This window comes from Burkholderia sp. IO2 (assembly GCF_029522185.1).
Lineage (GTDB): Bacteria > Pseudomonadota > Gammaproteobacteria > Burkholderiales > Burkholderiaceae > Burkholderia > Burkholderia cenocepacia.
This window is the reverse complement of the sequence record NZ_JAKWFH010000031.1, coordinates 73,357-92,037: the sequence shown is the minus strand read 5'-3', so window position 1 is coordinate 92,037 and position 18,681 is coordinate 73,357. Positions and strand designations below refer to the sequence as shown.

The following is an 18,681-nucleotide window of genomic DNA, read 5'->3' as shown; positions in this document are numbered from 1 at the left end:
CGCGCGTTTCGGCGCGGCGTCGCGTTCGACGCGCGCGGCAGCCGGTGCAGGCGCCGCGGCCGGCGCGCGCGGCGCATGACGCGCCGCAACCGCGGTGCCCGCGCGCGCCGTTTCGTCGTCGAGCTGGAATACCGCCGCCGTTTCGCGCAGGCGCGCCGCCTGTTCGTCGAGCGATTGCGCGGCAGCCGCGGCTTCCTCGACGAGCGCGGCGTTCTGCTGCGTGACCTCGTCCATTTGCGCGACCGCACGCGCCACCTGGTCGATCCCGCCGCTCTGCTCCTCGGACGCCGCCGCGATCTCGCCCATGATGTCCGTCACGCGCTGGACCGCGCCGATCACGTCACTCATCGTGCGCCCGGCTTCGTCGACCAGCGTCGAGCCGGTCCGGATACGTTCCACCGACGCGTCGATCAGCGCCTTGATTTCCTTCGCCGCGCTTGACGAACGCTGCGCGAGGCTGCGCACTTCGCCCGCGACGACCGCGAAGCCGCGGCCTTCCTCGCCCGCCCGCGCGGCTTCGACGGCCGCATTCAGCGCAAGAATGTTGGTCTGGAACGCGATTCCCTCGATGATCGCGATGATGTCCGCGATTTTCGCCGAGCTGTCGTTGATTTCGCCCATCGTGCCGACCACCTGGCCGACCACCGTATTGCCCTTGTTTGCAATCTCGGACGCGTTCGCGGCCAGCGAGCTTGCCTGGCGCGCATTGTCCGCATTCTGCTTCACGGTGCCGGTCAGCTGCTCCATGCTCGACGCGGTTTCCTGCAGCGCCGCCGCCTGCTCCTCGGTACGCGACGACAGGTCGATGTTGCCGGCCGCGATCTGGCGGGCCGCGGTCGCGATCGACTCGCTGCCGCCGCGCACGGTGCGCACCGTGTCGACGAGCCCGCGCTGCATCCGCGCGAGGCCTTCCAGCAACTGGCCCATCTCGTCGCGCCGGTCGACGACGATCGGCCGGCGCAGGTCGCCCGCGGAGATCGCGTCGAAATGCGCCAGCGCGTCGGCGATCGGGCGTCCGATCGCGCGGCTCAGCGTCAGCCACGACAGCACCGCGGCGCCGATGCCGGCCACCAGCACGACGATCGACAGCACGCGCATCGTCTCGAATACCGATTCCGCCCGGTCGAAGCGCGCCTGCGCATCGGTGAACTGGAAGGTGCGCAACGCTTCGCCGGCCACGGCCAGTTCGTTATAACGCGCCTGGAGCTGCTTCGCGCCCTCGCCGATCCGGTCGTGATCGCCGGCCGCGACCGCACTCCCGAACGCGTCGCAGCTGTCCTGCAGCACCTTGCGCCGGGCGGCGACCTCCTGGGCGAGCCGGTCCTCGTCCGCGCCGCGCGGCAGCGCCAGGTATTTCTGCCACCACGCGTCGGACTGCACGCGCATCGCGCGGCTGCGCTCGACGGCCGCCGCCGAGTCGGGCGTGCCGGCCAGCAGCGCCGCCCGGTCGAGTGCGAGACGCTCGCGCGCGGCGAACATTTCCGAGACCGCCACGTTGACCGCGCTCGGCATCTGGTTCGTGAAAATTTCGCGCGTCGAATCGTTCGAACGCGTCATCCCGTACAGACCGAGCACGCCGGTGATACCCAGCAGTACCGCCAGAAACGCCATCGTCAAACCGATGCGCGCACGAATCGTCAGGTTCCTGAACACCATCATCCATCCTGTGTTGCGTCGTCATGAACGGGCCAGGCCCGTTGGCTCGAAGCATTGCTTCACTCGGTGCATTTACGACCGTGCGGCGCATAACTTGATGGTTTTCGCGTCATTATTTCGAATTATTCGTCTGTTTATTACAGACGACTGAATAATTGACGCAATTCGGGGCGGGATGGTGAAGCGGGCAGGAAAGGCGCGCCGGTACGCGAACGCGTTGCCGGCGGCGCGAGCGGCCGGCTCGTGCGACGAACCGGCCGCGTGTCGGAATTTAGAACCGCGGATCCGACCCTAGTCGGCCAGTTCGGCGCGGGTCGGAATTGACGGCTGCGCGCCCGCGCGCGTGACCGACAGCGCCGCCGCGCGTTGCGCGAAGCGGATGGCCGCGTCGACGTCCGCGCCGGCCGCGAGCCGCGCGGAAAAGCCGCCGATGAAGGTGTCGCCGGCCGCCGTCGTGTCGACGGCCTGCACGACCGGCGCCGGATAATGCCGCGCGGCGCCGTCGGCCGTCAGCGCGAGCACGCCGCGCGCGCCGAGCGTGACCAGCACGTTGCGCGCGCCGCCGACTTGCAGCGCCCGCGCGGCGGCCTCGGCCTCCGCCGGATCGCGCACCGGCAGCCCGGTCAGCGCGGCCGCCTCGACCTCGTTCGGGATCAGGTAGTCAACGAGCGGCAGCCAGCCCTCCGGCAACGGCGCGACGGCCGGAGCCGGATTGAGCACCACCGTGCGGCCGAGCCGGCGCCCGGCCGACAGTGCCGCGAACACCGCGTCCGGCGGCGTCTCGAGCTGGCAGATCAGCACGTCGGCCGCCGCCAGCGCGGCTTCGTGCCGCGTGATCGTGTCGGTCGTGACCTCGCCGTTGCCGCCCGCGACGATCACGATCGCGTTCTGGCTCGCGTCGTCGACGACGATCAGCGCGACGCCGGTCGACGCCGACACGCTGGTCGCGAGCCCGATGCAGTCGATTCCCTCGGCCTCCAGGCCCGCGCGCAGTGCCGCGCCGTGCGCATCCGCGCCGACGCAGCCGATCATCGTGACCTGCGCGCCCAGCCGGGCCGCGGCGACGGCCTGGTTGCCGCCCTTGCCGCCCGCCGCCTGCGCGAACGCATGCCCGGCGAGCGTTTCGCCCGGCAGCGGCAGCCGCAGCGCCCGCACGACGAGATCCATGTTGAGGCTGCCGACCACCGTCACGCGGCCGGCGCCCGGTGCGTTCGCCGTCATGCGCGACCGCCCGGTGCGGCCGGCTCGCGGTAGACCGCCGTCGATTCGCGCAGCACGAGGCGCGGCGACACGACGCGACGGCGGCTCGGCACGGCGGTCGAACCGCCGCCGATCCGTTCGATCAGCGTCTGCGCGGCCATTTCGCCGAGCGCGCGCACCGACTGGCCGACCGTCGACAGCGCCGGATACGTGTAGCGGGAAAATTCGATGTCGTCGAACCCGATGATCGAACAGTCGTCGGGCACGCGCATCCCGCGCTCGGCCGCCGCGCGCAGCGCGCCGACGCCCATCAGGTCGTTGCCCGCGAAGATCGCGCTCGGCCGCACCGATTCGAACAGCCGCGATGCCGCGTGATAGCCGCCCAGGCACGAGAAATCGCTTTCGGCGATCGCGCCCGGCACGATGTCGACCCCGCGCTCGGCCATCGCGCGGATGAAGCCGTGCACGCGCATCGCGCTGACGGCGGTGTCGGTCGGCCCGGTGATGCAGCCGATCTTCGCGTGCCCGAGTTCGAGCAGGTGGCGCGTGGCCAGGTACGCGCCGCGTTCGTGGTCGATCTGCACGAGATCGGCCGCGAGCCCCTCGATGTTGCGGTCGACGACGACGAGCGGCGCGTGCGTGTCGGCGAGCGTCTGCGCGAGCACCGCGTCCTCGCCCGCCGACGCGACGATCAGCCCGTCGATGCGCTTTTCCTGCAGCACGCGCAGGTAGTTGCGCTGCTTCACGGGATCATCGTCCGAATTGCAGAAGAACACGCAATAGCCGTTGGCCGCGCACTGATCCTCGATACCGCGCGCAAGCTCGGCGAAGTACGGATTCGTGCTGTTCGGCACGACGAGGCCGATCGTCGCCGTCGCCCGCGCCTTCAGCGAGCGCGCCACGGCCGACGGCACGTAATTCAGCTCGCGGATCGCGCCCTCGACCTTCGCACGCACATCCGCGGACACCGGCCGCGAATTGTTCACCACGTGCGAGACGGTCGTAAACGACACGCCCGCCATGGCCGCCACATCCTTGATCGTCGCCATTTCCCGTTTCTCTCTGGTCTGTTCTGTCTGTCTTCTACCGCACGCGTGCGCGCCGGCTGCGATACGTATCGAGCACGACCGCCACCACGATCACCGCGCCCGTGATGATCCGTTTGGTCGGCTCGTTCGCACCGATCTGCGCCAGCCCAGCGGCCAGCACGGAGATGATCAACACGCCGAAGAACGTGCTGATCACCGAGCCGCGCCCGCCCATCAGGCTCGTGCCGCCGATCACGACGGCGGCGATCACCTGCAGCTCGAGGCCCGCGCCCGCGTTCGGATCGGCCGCCTCGAGCCGCGAAATCTGGAACAGCGACGCGAGCCCCGCGAGCGCGCCCATCAGTGCGAATACGAGAATTTTATACGGCCGCGGGTTAACCCCCGCAAGTCGCACCGCTTCCTCGTTCGTGCCAATCCCGACCAGATAGCGTCCGAACACGGTGCGCGTGAGCACGAACTGGGCCGCGATCATCACCGCGACCGCGATCAGGAATGCCGGCGAAATGCCCAGCGCGATCGGGTTCGACAGGAAATCGAACGCATCGCCGATATACGCGGTGCGCGAATTCGTCAGCTGGTACGCGAGGCCGCGCGCGGCCTCCAGCACGCCGAGCGACACGATGAACGACGGAATCCGCCAGCCGACCGTGACCGCGCCGGTCAGCGCGCCCGTCGCGGTCGCGACCGCGATCCCGATCAGCGCGGCGGGCAGCGGCCCCCACTGCCATTTCAGCGCGGCGACGCTGACCATCGACGCGGCCAGCGCGAGCACCGAGCCGACCGACAGGTCGATCCCGGCGATGATCAGCACGAAGGTCATTCCGACCGACATCACGACGAGATCGGGAATCTGGTTCGCGATCGTGCTGAACGTGTCGTAGGTCAGGAAATGCGAGCTCAGCACCGAGAACAGCGCGATCATCGCGGCCAGCGCGCCGGCCAGCCCGAGATAGTTCGACAGGCCGAGCCGCGTGCCGGACAGCGTGCGCGCGCGGCGCCCCGTCACGTCCTGCTGCGCGCCTGCGTCGGTCGGGGATACGGGAGGCTGGGTCATTGCTGTGGTCCTGTCGTCGAAGTGCCCGGAGCGGCGCCGTGCGCCTGCCCCGCGTCCGGATGCTGCATGGCCGCCGCCGGCGTCTCGCGGCCGAAGCCGGCGAACGCCGCGGCCAGCAGCGCATCCTGGGTCCAGTTGCCGCGCTCGAACACGGCGGTCATGCGGCCGGCCGACATCACGCCGATCCGGTCGCAGATCAGCATCAGCTCGCGCAGGTCGCTCGATACGACCACGAGCGCGCGGCCTTCGCGCGCGAGCGCGCCCATCAAAGTGTAGATCTCGAATTTGGCGCCGACGTCGATCCCGCGGGTCGGCTCGTCGAACAGCAGCACGCCCATGTCGCGCGCGAGCCAGCGGCCGATCACGACCTTCTGCTGGTTGCCGCCCGACAGCTCGCCGACCGGCTGCGCCGCCCCGTGCGTGCGGATGCGCAGCGCGTCGATCTGCTGCTCGGCCAGCGCCGTTTCGCGCCCCGAATCGACGATGCCGCCACGCGCGAGCCGGTCGAGCTGGCCGAGCGACACGTTCGCGGTGATCGACTGCGACAGCAGCAGACCTTCGCCCTTGCGATCCTCGGTGATCAGCGCGATGCCGTGCTTCACCGCGTCGACGGGCGACGCGATCCGCGCCGGCTTCAGCGGCTGGCCGACGGCGATCGTGCCGGCATCCGGCGTATCGGCGCCGTAGATCAGTCGCAGCAGCTCGGTGCGCCCCGCGCCGATCAGCCCCGAGATGCCGAAGATCTCGCCCCCGCGCACCTCGAGCGACACGTCGCGCACGGCCGTCCCGCGCGTGAGGCCCGATACGGCGAGCCGCGGCGCGCCGAAACGACGTTCGCCGAGATCGATGTGTTCGCCGATCTCGCGCCCGACCATCAGCGTGACGAGCCCGTCGGACGTCGTCGCCGCCATGTCGCCCGCATGCACGAGCCGGCCGTCGCGCAGCACCGCGACGCGCTCGGCGACGCGCGCGAGCTCTTCGAGCCGGTGCGAGATATAGACGATCGCGACGCCGCGCGCCTTCAGCCGGTCGATCTGCTCGAACAGCAGCTCGACTTCGCGCGCGGTCAGCATCGCGGTCGGCTCGTCGAGGATCAGCACGCGACAGTCGCCGATCAGGTTGCGTGCGATCTCGACCATCTGCTGGTGGCCGATGCCGAGCGCGCCGACCGGCGTATCGGGATCGACCGCGTCGAGCCCGACCTGCGCCATCGCGGCGCGGGCGTCGTCGCGCAGCCGCGCGCGGTCGATGATCCCGAAGCGCCGCGGCAGGCGGTTCAGGAACAGGTTTTCGGCGACGGTCAGCGTCGGCAGCAGGTTCAGCTCCTGCATCACCATGCGCACGCCGAGCGCCTCGGCCTGCGTGCGGCTCGCCGGCGCATAGGCCTCGCCGCCGAGTTGCATCGTGCCGGTGGTCGGGTCGACGAGCCCGCCGATGATCTTCGACAGCGTGCTCTTGCCGGCGCCGTTCTCGCCCGTCAGCGCGAGCGCCTGGCCCGCGTCGAGCGTCAGCGTGACGTCGGCGAGCACGGGTTCGGCATAGGTTTTGCCGATGCCGGATACGGACAGCACGGGATGGGCTGAACGGGGGGGTTGGAAGGTCGGTTCCATCGCGATCCTGGTTGCGGCCGCGCGCACGGGGCGCGCGGGTATGACGCTCACAAGTGCATGTGCATGCAGTGGCCGTGATCGCGCTCACACCGGATAACGGCCGCCGCGCCGGATTCTTGAGGGCAGCGGCCGCACCGGGGCGGCGTTACTTCGTCACGAGATCCACCGGCGTCTCGACCACGCCGGACATGTCGGCCTGCTTGCGATGCTCGGCGATCGCCTTGAGCGCCGTGTCGATGCCGAACACGGCCTGCTTCGCCGCGTACTGGTCGGCGGTCGCGAGCACGCGGCCGTCCTTCAGCATCGGCTTGATCGCGTTGATGTTGTCGTAGCCGACCACGAGCACCTTGCCCTGCTTGCCGGCCGCGCGCACGGCCGACACGGCGCCGATCGCCATGTTGTCGTTACCGCACAGCAGCGCCTTCAGGTTCGGGTATTCGTTGAGCATCGCGGCGGCCACCGCATTGCCCTTGTCGATCTCCCATTCGCCCGACTGCACCGACACGACCTTCATCCCGCCCGCCTTCATCGCGTCCTGGAAGCCGGCCGTGCGCTGCTGCGCGTTGGTCGTCGTCGACACGCCTTCGACGATGCCGACCTGGTCGCCCGCCTTCAGCCGCTTCGCGAGGTAGTCGCCGATCTTGCGCGCGCCCTTGCGGTTGTCCGGGCCGACGAACGGCACGTTCAGGTTCTTCGACTTCAGCACGTCGGGGTCGAGCCGGTTGTCGATGTTCACGACGATGATGCCCGCGTCGACGGCCTTCTTCACGACCGGCACGAGCGCCTTCGAATCGGCAGGTGCGATCACGATCGCGTCGACCTTCGAGACGATCATCTGCTCGACGATGCGGATCTGGTTCGCGGTGTCGGTTTCGTCCTTGATGCCGTTGGTGATCAGGTCGAACTGGTTCGCGTTGTGTTTCTGGTATTCCTTCGCGCCCGTTTCCATGGTCAGGAAGAACTCGTTGGCGAGCGACTTCATCACGAGCGCGACCTTCGGCTTGCCCGCCGATTGCGCGTGGACGGCCGGTGCGGCGGCCACCGCGACGGCGGCGAGCGCGGCGGTCAGGAAGCGACGGCGAAAGCGGACATTCATACACATCTCCTGGCGACTGGCCCGAAGGGCCGGATTGTTGTTTGACTGTTGTTTTAATGTGAGCAAACGTTTGCGCCACACTACCCGGGCAATGGCCATCGATGCTGCTGTCGGTACCACGGAATGGAAGCGAGGCAGACGGCCGACTGCCTGGCGCGTGCTGTCGTTGACGCGCCACCGCCGGCGGGAGGCCGGCAGAGTGAAGGCTATGCTGTACCGATTCGCTTCGGCGCGCAACCTGTCTGATCAATATTTAAGGGTTTATTCGGAGCGCGCGAGCGCGCTTCACGACGCGCAAATACGACACTCGCGATGCCGACGACGGCTCGCCGGAGCGCTTCGCAGGCGGCTGGCCAGCGAGGAAGCGGATCGTTCCGGACAACGCGCTCGCGTCGACCGTCGGCACGAAGCTCGGCCGCATTCGCCGTCGCGACATGTCGTCGACCGTGACGGAACCGCGCGGCGATTCGCACGCGCGGTCTTGTGAATGAGGACGACTGCCGATCGTGCGTTCCGCGCCAAGGCCTGGCGTTGCAGGTCGTTCTTGTTTTTCTGTTGGTCGGCAACATGGGGCGATCGTCGCCTGGCGCGGGATCGCTCGGCGGGTGCTTCAGCCGTGATGGCGGCCATCGCCTGTCGCGCCCGGCGCCGTATGCGGCACCGCACGCGGGGTGCAAGTCGCGCCATCCGCGGCAACGGCCCGGACGGCGCGCGACGTGCACCGGTCAAACGGCTTCGCGCAACAGCCCGGCGATTTCCGCTTCGTTCAGGTGCGGGGCGAACATTTCGATCAGCCGGTACGCGTACGCACGCAGGAACGCGCCCTTGCGCAGCCCGACCCGCGTCGTGCTCGCCTCGAACAGGTGCTGCGTATCGAGCGCGACGAGCCCCGTGTCGCGCTGCGGATCGTAGGCCATCGCCGCGACCACGCCGATCCCCATCCCGAGTTCGACGTAGGTCTTGATCACGTCCGCATCGATCGCGGTCAGCACCACGTCGGGCACGGCGCCCGCCTGCGTGAACGCCTGGTCGATGTGCGAGCGGCCCGTGAAGTCCTGGTCGTACGTGATGATCGGGTATTCGGCGATCTCCTCGAGCGTCAGGTTCTCGCGGCCGACGAGCGGGTGGCCCTTCGGCACGACGACCGTGTGGTGCCACGAATAGCACGGGAACGTGACGATGTCCGGATAGCGGTCGAGCGCCTCGGTCGAGATGCCGAGATCGGCCTCGCCGTTCAGGATCATCTGCGCGATCTGCTGCGGGCTGCCCTGGCGCAGCGCGAGATGCACCTTCGGGAACACGTCGGTGAACTGCCGGATCACCTTCGGCAGTGCGTAACGCGCCTGCGTGTGCGTCGTCGCGACGACGAGGTGGCCGCTATCCTGATCGGCAAACTGGCGCGCGACGCGGCGCAGGTTCTCGGCGTCGAGCAGCATCCGCTCGATCAGCTGGTGCACGGCCTTGCCGGGCTCCGTCAGCCCCGTCAGCCGCTTGCCGCGCCGGATGAAGATGTCGACGCCCAACTCGTCCTCGAGATCCTTGATCTGCTTCGACACGCCCGACTGCGACGTGTACAGCACGTTCGCGACTTCCGTCAGGTTCATGTTCTGGCGCACCGCTTCGCGCACGAACCGCAATTGCTGAAAATTCATGGGTATGCCTCTTAGGCTGTCGTTGTTTGATTGTCGAATCGGAGCGATGCCCGCCCTCTGCCCTGCATTGTCTCGTCAACGCGCGGGAAATACCCGCACGGCGCGCGGCACGGCCGTCGCACCGTCGCCGACCTGCAGCGACAGCGCCCGCCATGCGTCGCGGTCGAGTTCCGCCTCGAGCGCGCCGCCCGCGCGCGCCTCGAGCTCCACGCGCACCGAACCGCCGAGCGGAATCACGCGCCGCACGTCCACCGCGATGCCGTCGCGGTGCCCTTCGCCCGCCGGCCACAGCTGCAGATCGTGCGGCCGCACGTACGCGTGCGCGGGGCCCGCGAAATCGGCGTCGACCTCGATCGGCGCGGCCGCGCCTTCCGCGACGAAGCCGCGCCCGGCAACCGTGCCCGGCAGCCGGTTCGCCGCGCCGAGGAACTCGTACACGAACGCGCTTTGCGGATGATCGTAGACGTCCTGCGGGCTGCCGACCTGCTCGACGTGGCCGCGATTCAGCACGACGATGCGATCGGCCACTTCGAGCGCCTCTTCCTGGTCGTGCGTGACGAAGATCGTCGAGATGTGCAGGTCGTCGTGCAGGCGACGCAGCCAGCCGCGCAGCTCCTTGCGGACCTTCGCGTCGAGCGCGCCGAACGGTTCGTCGAGCAGCAGCACCTTCGGCTCGACCGCGAGCGCGCGGGCGAGCGCGATACGCTGGCGCTGCCCGCCCGACAGCTCGGACGGATAGCGCTGCGCGAGCCAGTCGAGCTGCACGAGCTTGAGCAGCTCGTGCACCTTCTCGCGAATCGCGGCTTCCGACGGCCGCTCGCGGCGCGGCTTCACGCGCAGCCCGAACGCGACGTTCTCGAACACCGTCATGTGGCGGAACAGCGCGTAATGCTGGAACACGAAGCCGACCTGGCGGTCGCGCGCGCCGACCGACGCGACGTCGAGCCCCTGCAGCACGACCTGGCCGGCGTCCGCGTGCTCGAGGCCCGCGATCACGCGCAGCAGCGTGGTCTTGCCGCAGCCGGACGGGCCGAGCAGCGCGACCAGTTCGCCGGGCGGAAAGTCGAGCGACACGTTGTCGAGCGCCGTGAAATCGCCGAAGCGCTTCTGAAGGTTACGGACGGTGATACCCATTCTGGTTGCCTCTTTACGATTTCGACGAAACGGCGGCGACAGGGCCGGCATGTGCGGGAACGGCGTCGTGCGTGTCGGCCAGTTCGGCGGCGAGGTGACGCTCAGCGAGCAGCTTCAGCGCGAGCGTGACGAGCGCGAGCAGCGCCAGCACCGACGCCACCGCGAACGCCGCCGCGAAGTTGTATTCGTTGTACAGGATTTCGACGTGCAGCGGCATCGTGTCCGTCACGCCGCGGATGTGGCCCGACACGACCGACACCGCGCCGAACTCGCCCATCGCGCGCGCATTGCACAGGATCACGCCGTACAGCAGGCCCCACTTCACGTTCGGCAGCGTCACGCGGCGAAAGATCTGCCAGCCCGACGCGCCGAGCACGCGCGCGGCCTCTTCCTCGTCGGTGCCTTGCGCCTGCATCAGCGGAATCAGCTCGCGCGCGACGAACGGGAACGTGACGAAGATCGTCGCGAGCACGATGCCCGGCACTGCGAAGATGATCTGCACGTCGTGCCCCTGCAGCCACGGCCCGAGCCAGCCCTGCGCGCCGAACAGCAGCACGTATACGAGGCCCGAGATCACCGGCGACACCGAGAACGGCAGGTCGATCAGCGTCGTCAGCAGCGCCTTGCCGCGGAACTCGAACTTCGCGATCGCCCACGATGCGCACACGCCGAACACGAGGTTCAGCGGCACCGCGATCACGGCGACGGTCAGCGTCAGCTTGATCGCCGACCATGCATCGGGATCGGCCAGCGATTCGAAATAGAAGCCGACACCCTTGCGCAGCGCCTCGACGAACACCGCGGCGAGCGGCACGACGAGGAAGAACGCGAGGAACGCCAGCGCGATGCCCGTGAGCAGCCAGCGCACGACGCGCGACTCGCTGACGGGATCGAGCCGCTTCGCGGCACGCGCGGCGGGCGACGGGGTTTTCAGCACGACGGTGGCCTCCTGGCTCATTGCTGGCCTCCTGCTGCGACGGCGGCGACAGCGGCGGGCGCCGGGCCGCTCGCGCCCTTGCTCGTCCGGCGCTGCAGATACCACTGCAGCGTGTTGATCAGCAGCAGCATCAGGAACGACACGACCAGCATCACGACCGCCAGCGCGGTCGCGCCCGCGTAGTCGTACTGCTCGAGCTTCGTGATGATCAGCAGCGACGTGATCTCGGATTTCATCGGCACGTTGCCGGCGATGAAGATCACCGAGCCGTATTCGCCCAGCGCACGCGCGAACGCGAGCGCGAAACCGGTGAGCAGCGCCGGCAGCACGGCCGGCAGCACGACGCGGCGGAACGTCAGCCAGCGCGACGCACCGAGGCACGCGGCGGCCTCTTCCTGCTCGCGCTCGAAATCCTCGAGCACCGGCTGCACGGTGCGCACGACGAACGGCAGCCCGATGAAGGTCAGCGCGACCAGCACGCCGGCCGGCGTGAACGCGATCTTGATGCCGAGCGGCGCCAGATACTGGCCGACCCAGCCGTTGGTCGCGTAGACGGCCGCGAGCGAGATGCCGGCCACCGAGGTCGGCAGCGCGAACGGCAGGTCGACGATCGCGTCGACGAGGCGCTTGAACGGGAACGTGTAGCGCACCAGCACCCACGCGACGAGGAAGCCGAACACGGCGTTGATCAGCGCGCCGCCGAGCGCGGCCGAGAACGTCAGCCGGTACGACGCGAGCACGCGCGGCGACGTGACGGCGGTGACGAACTGGTCCCACGACAGCGTCGCGGTCTTCAGGAACGTGGCGGCGAGCGGAATCAGCACCACGAGGCTCAAATAGGCCACCGTGATGCCGAGTGTCACGCCGAAACCGGGCAGCGCGCTCGGCTTGCGAAAGGTGTACGTCGTCATCGGATGCTCTTGCTGGGTCGATGCTGCTCACGGGTCCGACGCAAACGCCGGCGCAGTGAATCGCGCCGGCGGGCCGTCGGGGATGCGGCGCGCTGTCGTGGCGCGCCGCTTGTCGTTATGGCGTTACTGCGGCTTGTAGATCGAGTCGAACACGCCGCCGTCCGCGAAATGCGTCTTCTGCGCATTCGTCCAGCCGCCGAACGTGTCGTCGACCGTGTACAGCTTCAGCTTCGGAAACTGCTTGGTCAGCTCCGCCGACACGTTCTTCGAACGCGGCCGGTAGTAGTTGCGCGCGGCGATTTCCTGGCCCTGCGGGCTGTACAGGAAATTCAGGTAGGCCTCGGCCAGCTTGCGCGTGCCTTTCTTGTCGACCACCTTGTCGACCACCGCGACGGGCGGCTCGGCCAGGATGCTCACCGACGGCACGACGATCTCGAACTTGTCGGTGCCGAATTCCTTGACCGACAGGAACGCCTCGTTTTCCCATGCGATCAGCACGTCGCCGATCCCGCGCTGCACGAAGCTCGTCGTCGCGCCCCGCGCGCCCGAATCGAGCACGCCTGCGTTCTTGTAGAGCTTCGTGACGAATTCCTTCGCCGTCTGCTCGTTGCCGCCCGGCTTGTGCAGCGCGTATGCCCACGCGGCCAGGTAGTTCCAGCGCGCGCCGCCCGACGTCTTCGGGTTCGGCGTGACGATCGAGATGCCCGGCTTGGTCAGGTCGTCCCAGTCCTTGATCCCCTTCGGATTACCCTTGCGCACCAGGAACACGATCGTCGACGTGTACGGCGACGCGTTGTCGGGCAGGCGCTTCTGCCAATCTTTGGCCACGAGCCCCTTGTTCGCGAGCGCGTCGATGTCGTAGGCGAGCGCCAGCGTGACGACGTCGGCCTGCAGGCCATCGAGCACCGAGCGCGCCTGCGCGCCCGACCCGCCGTGCGACTGCTTGAAATTGACCGTTTCGCCCGTCTTCGCCTTCCACTCCTTGCCGAACGCCTGGTTGAAATCCTGATACAGCTCGCGCGTCGGGTCGTACGACACGTTCAGGAAAGTCGTATCGGCCTGGGCATGCGTCACGACGCCCAGCGCCGCCGCCGCGCCCAGCGCGAGTGTTGCGATCAGGCGGCCCACTCCGCCCACCAGCCCCGTGTTGCGCTTCGCCATCCTTGGTTCTCCAGTGTTGTCGGTATTGCGATGTCGGGCCAGTCTATCGAACGGGTTACATGATTAAAAATAATCGTTCCTCATTTTTTAATACTCAAAAGTGCTAACGCAGACGGGATGGACGGTTGCGGCGGATAAACCGGCGTCCGGGCGTCGCGAAATCACGCCGGAACCGGCGCGATCGCGTCGAACCTCAAGTAACACTTGAAATTCACCAAGTACTGTATAAAAATACAGCTCACTGTCTATCCATACAGTTGAGCCATGACCAAACTCACCGCCCGTCAGCAGCAAGTGTTCGACTTGATCCGTCGCGCGATCGAGCGCTCCGGATTCCCGCCCACCCGCGCCGAGATCGCGGCCGAACTGGGCTTCAGCTCGCCGAACGCGGCCGAGGAGCACCTGCGCGCGCTGGCGCGCAAGGGCGTGATCGAGCTGGCCGCCGGTGCGTCGCGCGGCATCCGGCTGCTCGGCGTCGACGACGCCCCGCACCAGTTCACGCTGCCGCACGCCGCGCTGATGCAACTGTCGCTGCCGCTCGTCGGCCGCGTCGCGGCCGGTAGCCCGATCCTCGCGCAGGAGCACATCTCGCAGCACTACGCGTGCGATCCCGCGCTGTTCACCAGCAAGCCCGACTACCTGCTGAAGGTGCGCGGCCTGTCGATGCGCGACGCCGGCATTCTCGACGGCGACCTCCTCGCCGTGCAGAAGCGCACGGAAGCGAAGGACGGCCAGATCATCGTCGCGCGTCTGGGCGACGACGTCACGGTCAAGCGCCTGATGCGCCGGCCCGGCGGCCTCGAGCTGATCGCGGAGAACCCGGATTACGAAAACATCTTCGTCAAGGCCGGCAGCGCGGATTTCGCGCTGGAAGGCATCGCCGTCGGGCTGATTCGCTCGGGCGAACTCTGACATTCCGTCTCGCTCAGGAGAACATCATGGAACGCCTTGCCCGCCTGCTGCCTTTCCGTCAATTCGGTCGCCTGCGTCATCTGCGCGGCCGCACGCCCTGCGCACCGCTGTCCGCGGCGGCGCCTGTGCATGAAGAAGTCGCAGTCGAACGGCAGGCGTCCCTGCTGCCGTCAGCGCTGCCCGCGTTCGCGCGGGTATCGCTGAACGCCGGTCTGAATCACGCGGAACCCGCACGCCGCGCGCCGGTGCGCGTCTATCACGGCCGGTCGCGCTTGATCATGGTCGGCACGATCGATGCCGTCTGCCGAATGATCGATCGCTGCATCGCAGAGGAACGATCGGCCACGCCGGGCGGTCTCTGATTGCGGAACCTTCCCGCACCGGAGGCAACGTGACCGAATCGCCGCGCCGCACAGGGCGACTCAAGCCCCTACTGATCGTCGCGCTGATCGTCGCCGTCATTGCGGCGCTCGGCTATGCGTACGCGTCGCCGTATGTCGCGCTCGGTCGCCTGAAATCGGCGATCGATGCGCGCGATGCGCAGGCGATCAGCGAGTATGTCGACTTTCCATCGCTGCGCATCAGCCTGAAGCAGCAGGTCACGGAAGAGTTGATGCGCCGGATCGACGCAGTGAAGAAGAACAACCCGTTCGCGGTGATCGGCGCGCTGATCGGGTCCGCGTTGATCGGTCCTCTGGTCGATGCGTACGCGACGCCGGAAGGCGTTGCCGCGCTGATGAGCGGAATGCCGCCGCGCGGCAATCCGGGCGAGCGTCCGCCTGAGTGGTCGAATCAGCCGCCGGCAGGCAATGCCCCCGGCACCACGCCTGCCGCACCGCCCGCCAATCCGGCGCCGGCAAGTGCGGGGGTATCGGGCAGCAACGCGGTCGCTTCAGCGGCATCGTCGCCGGCGCCCGCACCTGCCGCACCGGCCAGCCCGAGCGAAGCCACGCAAGCGCCGCACCAGCAGCAAACCAGCGCGGGCTACCGAAATATCGATGAATTCGTCGTGACGTATCAGCGCAGTGCCGACGGCACACGCTATGCGGCGATCTTTCACCGCTTCGGGCTGTTCTCGTGGAAATTGTCCGGGATCGACCTGCATGCGTAGCAGGCCACTCTGGACGCCTGCCGTGCTGATGCAGCGCGGTGCGTGACCGGCACGCATCGCCGGTCACGCAGTCGTCCAGTCTTTAGATCATTTGCCGTTCGCCGTGGCCGCCTCACGCTCGCGCGCGATTTCGGCCTTCTGCTCTTCCGCCGACGAACACGCCACCAGGATGCTGCAGTTCACGCGATCGAGCAGTTGCGTATTGCCCGACCCCATCCACCATCTCGACAATCCGCTGCGGCACCGGTGGCCGACGACGACGAGGTCGACTTTCAGCTCCGACGCGAGATTCGCGATTTCGTCGATCGGATACCCGAACGCGAAATGGCCTTCGGCCTGTACGCCGCGCTCACGCAGCCAGTTCACGCCTTCCTGCAGGATTTCGCGCGCGGTTTCCTCGAAGCGGCCGCATGCGACATCGGTCAGCAAACCTGCACTTTGCGCAATGCTCGAACGCATGTCGACGACCGACAGCAAATGCGTTTCGGCCTTCAGGTCCATTGCGAGATTGGCCCCGCAGCGCAGTGCCTTGCGCCCTTCGAGCGTGCCGTCGTAACACAGCAAAATCTTGTTGTAGCTAGCCATGAGACCTCCCTATCGCGACAACGAGCCTACGCATTCATCATGGTGCGCCGCAATTCAGGACGCAAGGGATGGAAAACGCTGATTCGCCCCGCGCGGCGCGTGCGCGATGATGCGGTGCACGATCGGTGCGCGCTTGCATCGCACCGGGCAGGCATGCCCTGAAGCGATGCAGCCGATGCACTAGAATGGCCCGTTCATACTCCAGCGGGCCACCGTACGCTGGCGTCGTGCGCTTCGGTCATGCCCATGTGACACGCATCCGTCCGATCCGTTCGCAAACCGGCCACGCTCGGGCAACGGAACGCGCCCGCTTACAACGACAACCTGCCCATGTCCGTCGCACCGATCGATTTCCGCAACGTCGAAAAGCGCTATGGCGACAAGCTGGTCGTCAACGGTCTGTCCTTCAACGTGAAGGCCGGCGAATGCTATGGCCTGCTCGGGCCGAACGGCGCCGGCAAGACGACCACGCTGAAGATGCTGCTCGGCCTCGCGCACCCCGATGCCGGCACCATTTCGCTGTGCGGCGAACCGGTTCCATCGCGGGCGCGGCATGCACGCCAGCGGGTCGGCGTCGTCCCGCAGTTCGACAATCTCGACCCCGACTTCACCGTACGCGAGAACCTGCTCGTCTTCAGCCGCTATTTCGGGATGTCGGCGCACGCCGCACGCGCGCTCGTGCCGCCGCTGCTCGAATTCGCGAAGCTGGAAAACAAGGCCGACGCGAAGGTCGGCGAGCTGTCGGGCGGCATGAAGCGCCGCCTCACGCTCGCCCGTGCGCTCGTCAACGATCCCGACGTGCTGGTGCTCGACGAGCCGACGACAGGCCTCGATCCGCAGGCGCGGCACCTGATGTGGGAGCGGCTGCGTTCGCTGCTTGCGCGCGGCAAGACGATCCTGATCACCACGCACTTCATGGAAGAAGCCGAGCGGCTGTGCGATCGGCTGTGCGTGATCGAGGAAGGCCGCAAGATCGCCGAAGGCGCGCCGCATGCGCTGATCGAATCGGAGATCGGCTGCGACGTGATCGAGATCTACGGGCCCGATCCGGCCGCGCTGCGCGACGAGTTGTCGGCGTTCGCGAAGCACACGGAGATCAGCGGCGAGACGCTGTTCTGCTATGTGAGCGACCCCGAACCGCTCAGCGCGCGCCTGAAGGGCCGCGCGGGGTTGCGCTATCTGCATCGGCCGGCCAATCTGGAAGATGTGTTCCTGCGGCTCACGGGCCGCGAAATGCAGGACTGATCGATCATGGACGTCCGCAACTATTCCGCCACCACGCCATCGGCCCCGCCGCGCGAGTCGCGCTTCGCGATCGCGATGCCCGCGAACGCGAGCAACTGGATCGCCGTCTGGCGGCGCAACTATCTCGTGTGGCGCAAGCTCGCGCTCGCGTCGATGTTCGGCAATCTCGCCGATCCGATGATCTACCTGTTCGGGCTGGGTTTCGGACTCGGCCTGATGCTCGGCCATGTCGACGGCGTGTCGTATATCGCGTTCCTCGCGGCCGGCACGGTCGGGTCGAGCGTGATGATGTCCGCGAGCTTCGAGTCGATGTATTCGGGTTTCTCGCGGATGCACGTGCAGCGCACGTGGGAAGCGATCATGCACACGCCGCTCGCGCTCGGCGACATCGTGCTCGGCGAGATCGTGTGGGCGGCCAGCAAGGCGATGCTGTCAGGGGGCGCGATCATGCTGGTCGCGGGCGGGCTCGGCTACGCGCAGTTTCCGTCGATGCTCGCGGTGCTGCCCGTGATCGCGCTGGCCGGCCTCGCGTTCGCCAGCATCGCGATGATCGTCACGGCGCTCGCGCCGTCCTACGATTTCTTCATGTTCTATCAGACGCTCGCGCTGACGCCGATGCTGCTGCTGTCCGGCGTGTTTTTCCCGATCACGCAGTTGCCGCCGATCGCGCAGCACGCGGCGCGGGCGCTACCGCTCGCGAATGCGGTCGAGCTGATCCGGCCCGCGATGCTCGGCCGGCCGGCGACCGACATCGCGCTGCACGTCGCGGTGCTCGCCGGCTACGCGGTCGGCGGATTCCTGCTGTCCGCGTGGCTGTTCCGGCGGCGGATGATGCGCTGACGGCCGGCGCACCGGGCGCCGGCTTCATGCGACGACGTTACTCGTCGTCGTCGCTCCACGGAATTTCGACGTCGGTCAGGAACGCGACGGTCGCGAGCGGGCCGCCTTCCTGGCGGCCGAGCTTGCCGTCCGCGCGATGCCATTCGACGCGGAACTGCGTACCCGGATCGTCGGCCACCAGATACACCGTGCGCAGTTCTTCCTTGTCGGCTTCGTCCACCGGACCGTCGAACGACACCAGCATCTTCTGCGGCCACAGGCCGTTGACCGGATCGTAGATGCGATCGCCTTGCGGAATGTCGATGCTGGCCTCGACACCGATCGTTGCGGAGGCCTCGATGATCATCGTGCCGAGCGCTTGCAGCACGGCAGTCGCCCGCGCGGAATTGGCCTGGCGGATCGCGAGATCGCCGCGCGTCAGCGCCTTTTCGAGTCGAGGATGAATCTTCGGTTGGGTCATGCGTTTTCCTGTTTGCTTCTTGTAAAGGGCGCCGCACGCGTGAAGCCGCGGCGCCGGATGAATACGAC

General features: G+C 67.7%; 18 protein-coding genes and 1 pseudogene. 5 read left to right on the top strand and 14 right to left on the bottom strand.

Annotated features, from left to right (window positions below; genetic code table 11):
* From MMB92_RS20755 to MMB92_RS35295, 12 genes and pseudogenes are all read right to left on the bottom strand, one after another.
* On the bottom strand, window positions 1-1,656 hold a 1,656-nt coding region (locus MMB92_RS20755), incomplete at its 3' end, for a methyl-accepting chemotaxis protein (protein WP_277562903.1).
* 291 nt (window positions 1,657-1,947) lie between these two features.
* Window positions 1,948-2,877 (bottom strand): ribokinase, encoded by a 930-nt coding sequence (rbsK, locus tag MMB92_RS20750; protein WP_277562902.1) that lies wholly within the window; start codon window positions 2,875-2,877, stop codon window positions 1,948-1,950.
* Window positions 2,874-3,905: a LacI family DNA-binding transcriptional regulator gene (locus tag MMB92_RS20745; RefSeq protein ID WP_006484167.1), complete on the bottom strand. Its 1,032-nt coding sequence runs from the start codon at window positions 3,903-3,905 to the stop codon at window positions 2,874-2,876. Before MMB92_RS20745 ends, rbsK begins: the two co-directional genes overlap by 4 nt.
* Before the next feature lie 34 nt (window positions 3,906-3,939).
* Entirely contained in the window at window positions 3,940-4,959 is a 1,020-nt protein-coding gene (locus MMB92_RS20740) for an ABC transporter permease (protein WP_006484124.1), read from the bottom strand.
* Window positions 4,956-6,569 (bottom strand): sugar ABC transporter ATP-binding protein, encoded by a 1,614-nt coding sequence (locus MMB92_RS20735; RefSeq protein WP_034201812.1) that lies wholly within the window; start codon window positions 6,567-6,569, stop codon window positions 4,956-4,958. The genes MMB92_RS20740 and MMB92_RS20735 overlap by 4 nt, the downstream gene beginning before the upstream one ends.
* Window positions 6,570-6,714: 145 nt before the next feature.
* Window positions 6,715-7,665: a sugar ABC transporter substrate-binding protein gene (locus tag MMB92_RS20730; RefSeq protein ID WP_006484190.1), complete on the bottom strand. Its 951-nt coding sequence runs from the start codon at window positions 7,663-7,665 to the stop codon at window positions 6,715-6,717.
* A gap of 725 nt (window positions 7,666-8,390) precedes the next feature.
* Window positions 8,391-9,317 carry a CysB family HTH-type transcriptional regulator gene (locus MMB92_RS20725; protein ID WP_006484201.1) on the bottom strand — a complete coding sequence of 309 codons (927 nt, stop codon included), beginning with the start codon at window positions 9,315-9,317 and terminating at the stop codon, window positions 8,391-8,393.
* A 75-nt stretch (window positions 9,318-9,392) separates the two neighbouring features.
* Complete coding sequence (locus MMB92_RS20720; protein ID WP_006484184.1) at window positions 9,393-10,451, bottom strand: sulfate ABC transporter ATP-binding protein; 1,059 nt, start codon at window positions 10,449-10,451, stop codon at window positions 9,393-9,395.
* Between the two features lie 13 nt (window positions 10,452-10,464).
* Entirely contained in the window at window positions 10,465-11,409 is a 945-nt protein-coding gene (gene cysW, locus MMB92_RS20715) for a sulfate ABC transporter permease subunit CysW (protein WP_006484215.1), read from the bottom strand.
* Window positions 11,406-12,299 (bottom strand): sulfate ABC transporter permease subunit CysT, encoded by an 894-nt coding sequence (gene cysT, locus MMB92_RS20710; protein WP_006495215.1) that lies wholly within the window; start codon window positions 12,297-12,299, stop codon window positions 11,406-11,408. The genes cysW and cysT overlap by 4 nt, the downstream gene beginning before the upstream one ends.
* Before the next feature lie 123 nt (window positions 12,300-12,422).
* Window positions 12,423-13,460, bottom strand: a complete 1,038-nt coding sequence (locus MMB92_RS20705; RefSeq protein WP_048986575.1) for a sulfate ABC transporter substrate-binding protein — start codon at window positions 13,458-13,460, stop codon at window positions 12,423-12,425.
* 177 nt (window positions 13,461-13,637) lie between these two features.
* A pseudogene (locus MMB92_RS35295) lies at window positions 13,638-13,754 on the bottom strand (sodium:proton symporter); the annotation flags it as partial.
* Between MMB92_RS35295 and lexA the strand changes: the two are divergent.
* From lexA to MMB92_RS20690, 3 genes are read left to right on the top strand one after another with little or no spacing between them, the layout of a single operon-like run.
* A complete protein-coding gene (gene lexA / locus MMB92_RS20700; RefSeq protein ID WP_006484226.1) occupies window positions 13,725-14,372 on the top strand; it encodes a transcriptional repressor LexA in 648 nt (215 codons plus the stop codon). The pseudogene MMB92_RS35295 and the gene lexA sit on opposite strands and share 30 nt — an antisense overlap.
* 26 nt (window positions 14,373-14,398) lie before the next feature.
* On the top strand, window positions 14,399-14,734 hold the full coding sequence (locus MMB92_RS20695; RefSeq protein WP_006484149.1) for a hypothetical protein: 336 nt from the start codon (window positions 14,399-14,401) through the stop codon (window positions 14,732-14,734).
* 29 nt (window positions 14,735-14,763) lie between these two features.
* Entirely contained in the window at window positions 14,764-15,483 is a 720-nt protein-coding gene (locus MMB92_RS20690) for a DUF2939 domain-containing protein (protein WP_006484209.1), read from the top strand.
* An 87-nt stretch (window positions 15,484-15,570) separates the two neighbouring features.
* Here the strand turns inward: MMB92_RS20690 and MMB92_RS20685 are convergent, their stop codons facing one another.
* Complete coding sequence (locus MMB92_RS20685) at window positions 15,571-16,068, bottom strand: universal stress protein (RefSeq protein WP_006484144.1); 498 nt, start codon at window positions 16,066-16,068, stop codon at window positions 15,571-15,573.
* A gap of 330 nt (window positions 16,069-16,398) precedes the next feature.
* On the opposite strand from MMB92_RS20685, the gene nodI reads away from it, so the two are divergent.
* Together nodI and MMB92_RS20675 are read left to right on the top strand one after the other, a co-directional pair.
* Entirely contained in the window at window positions 16,399-17,313 is a 915-nt protein-coding gene (nodI, locus tag MMB92_RS20680; RefSeq protein ID WP_048986578.1) for a nodulation factor ABC transporter ATP-binding protein NodI, read from the top strand.
* Window positions 17,314-17,319: 6 nt separating this feature from the next.
* Window positions 17,320-18,153 (top strand): ABC transporter permease, encoded by an 834-nt coding sequence (locus MMB92_RS20675; RefSeq protein ID WP_006484127.1) that lies wholly within the window; start codon window positions 17,320-17,322, stop codon window positions 18,151-18,153.
* A 37-nt stretch (window positions 18,154-18,190) separates the two neighbouring features.
* On the opposite strand, the gene MMB92_RS20670 is transcribed toward MMB92_RS20675, so the two are convergent.
* Window positions 18,191-18,613, bottom strand: a complete 423-nt coding sequence (locus MMB92_RS20670; RefSeq protein ID WP_006484198.1) for a hypothetical protein — start codon at window positions 18,611-18,613, stop codon at window positions 18,191-18,193.
* Window positions 18,614-18,681 lie beyond the last annotated feature (68 nt).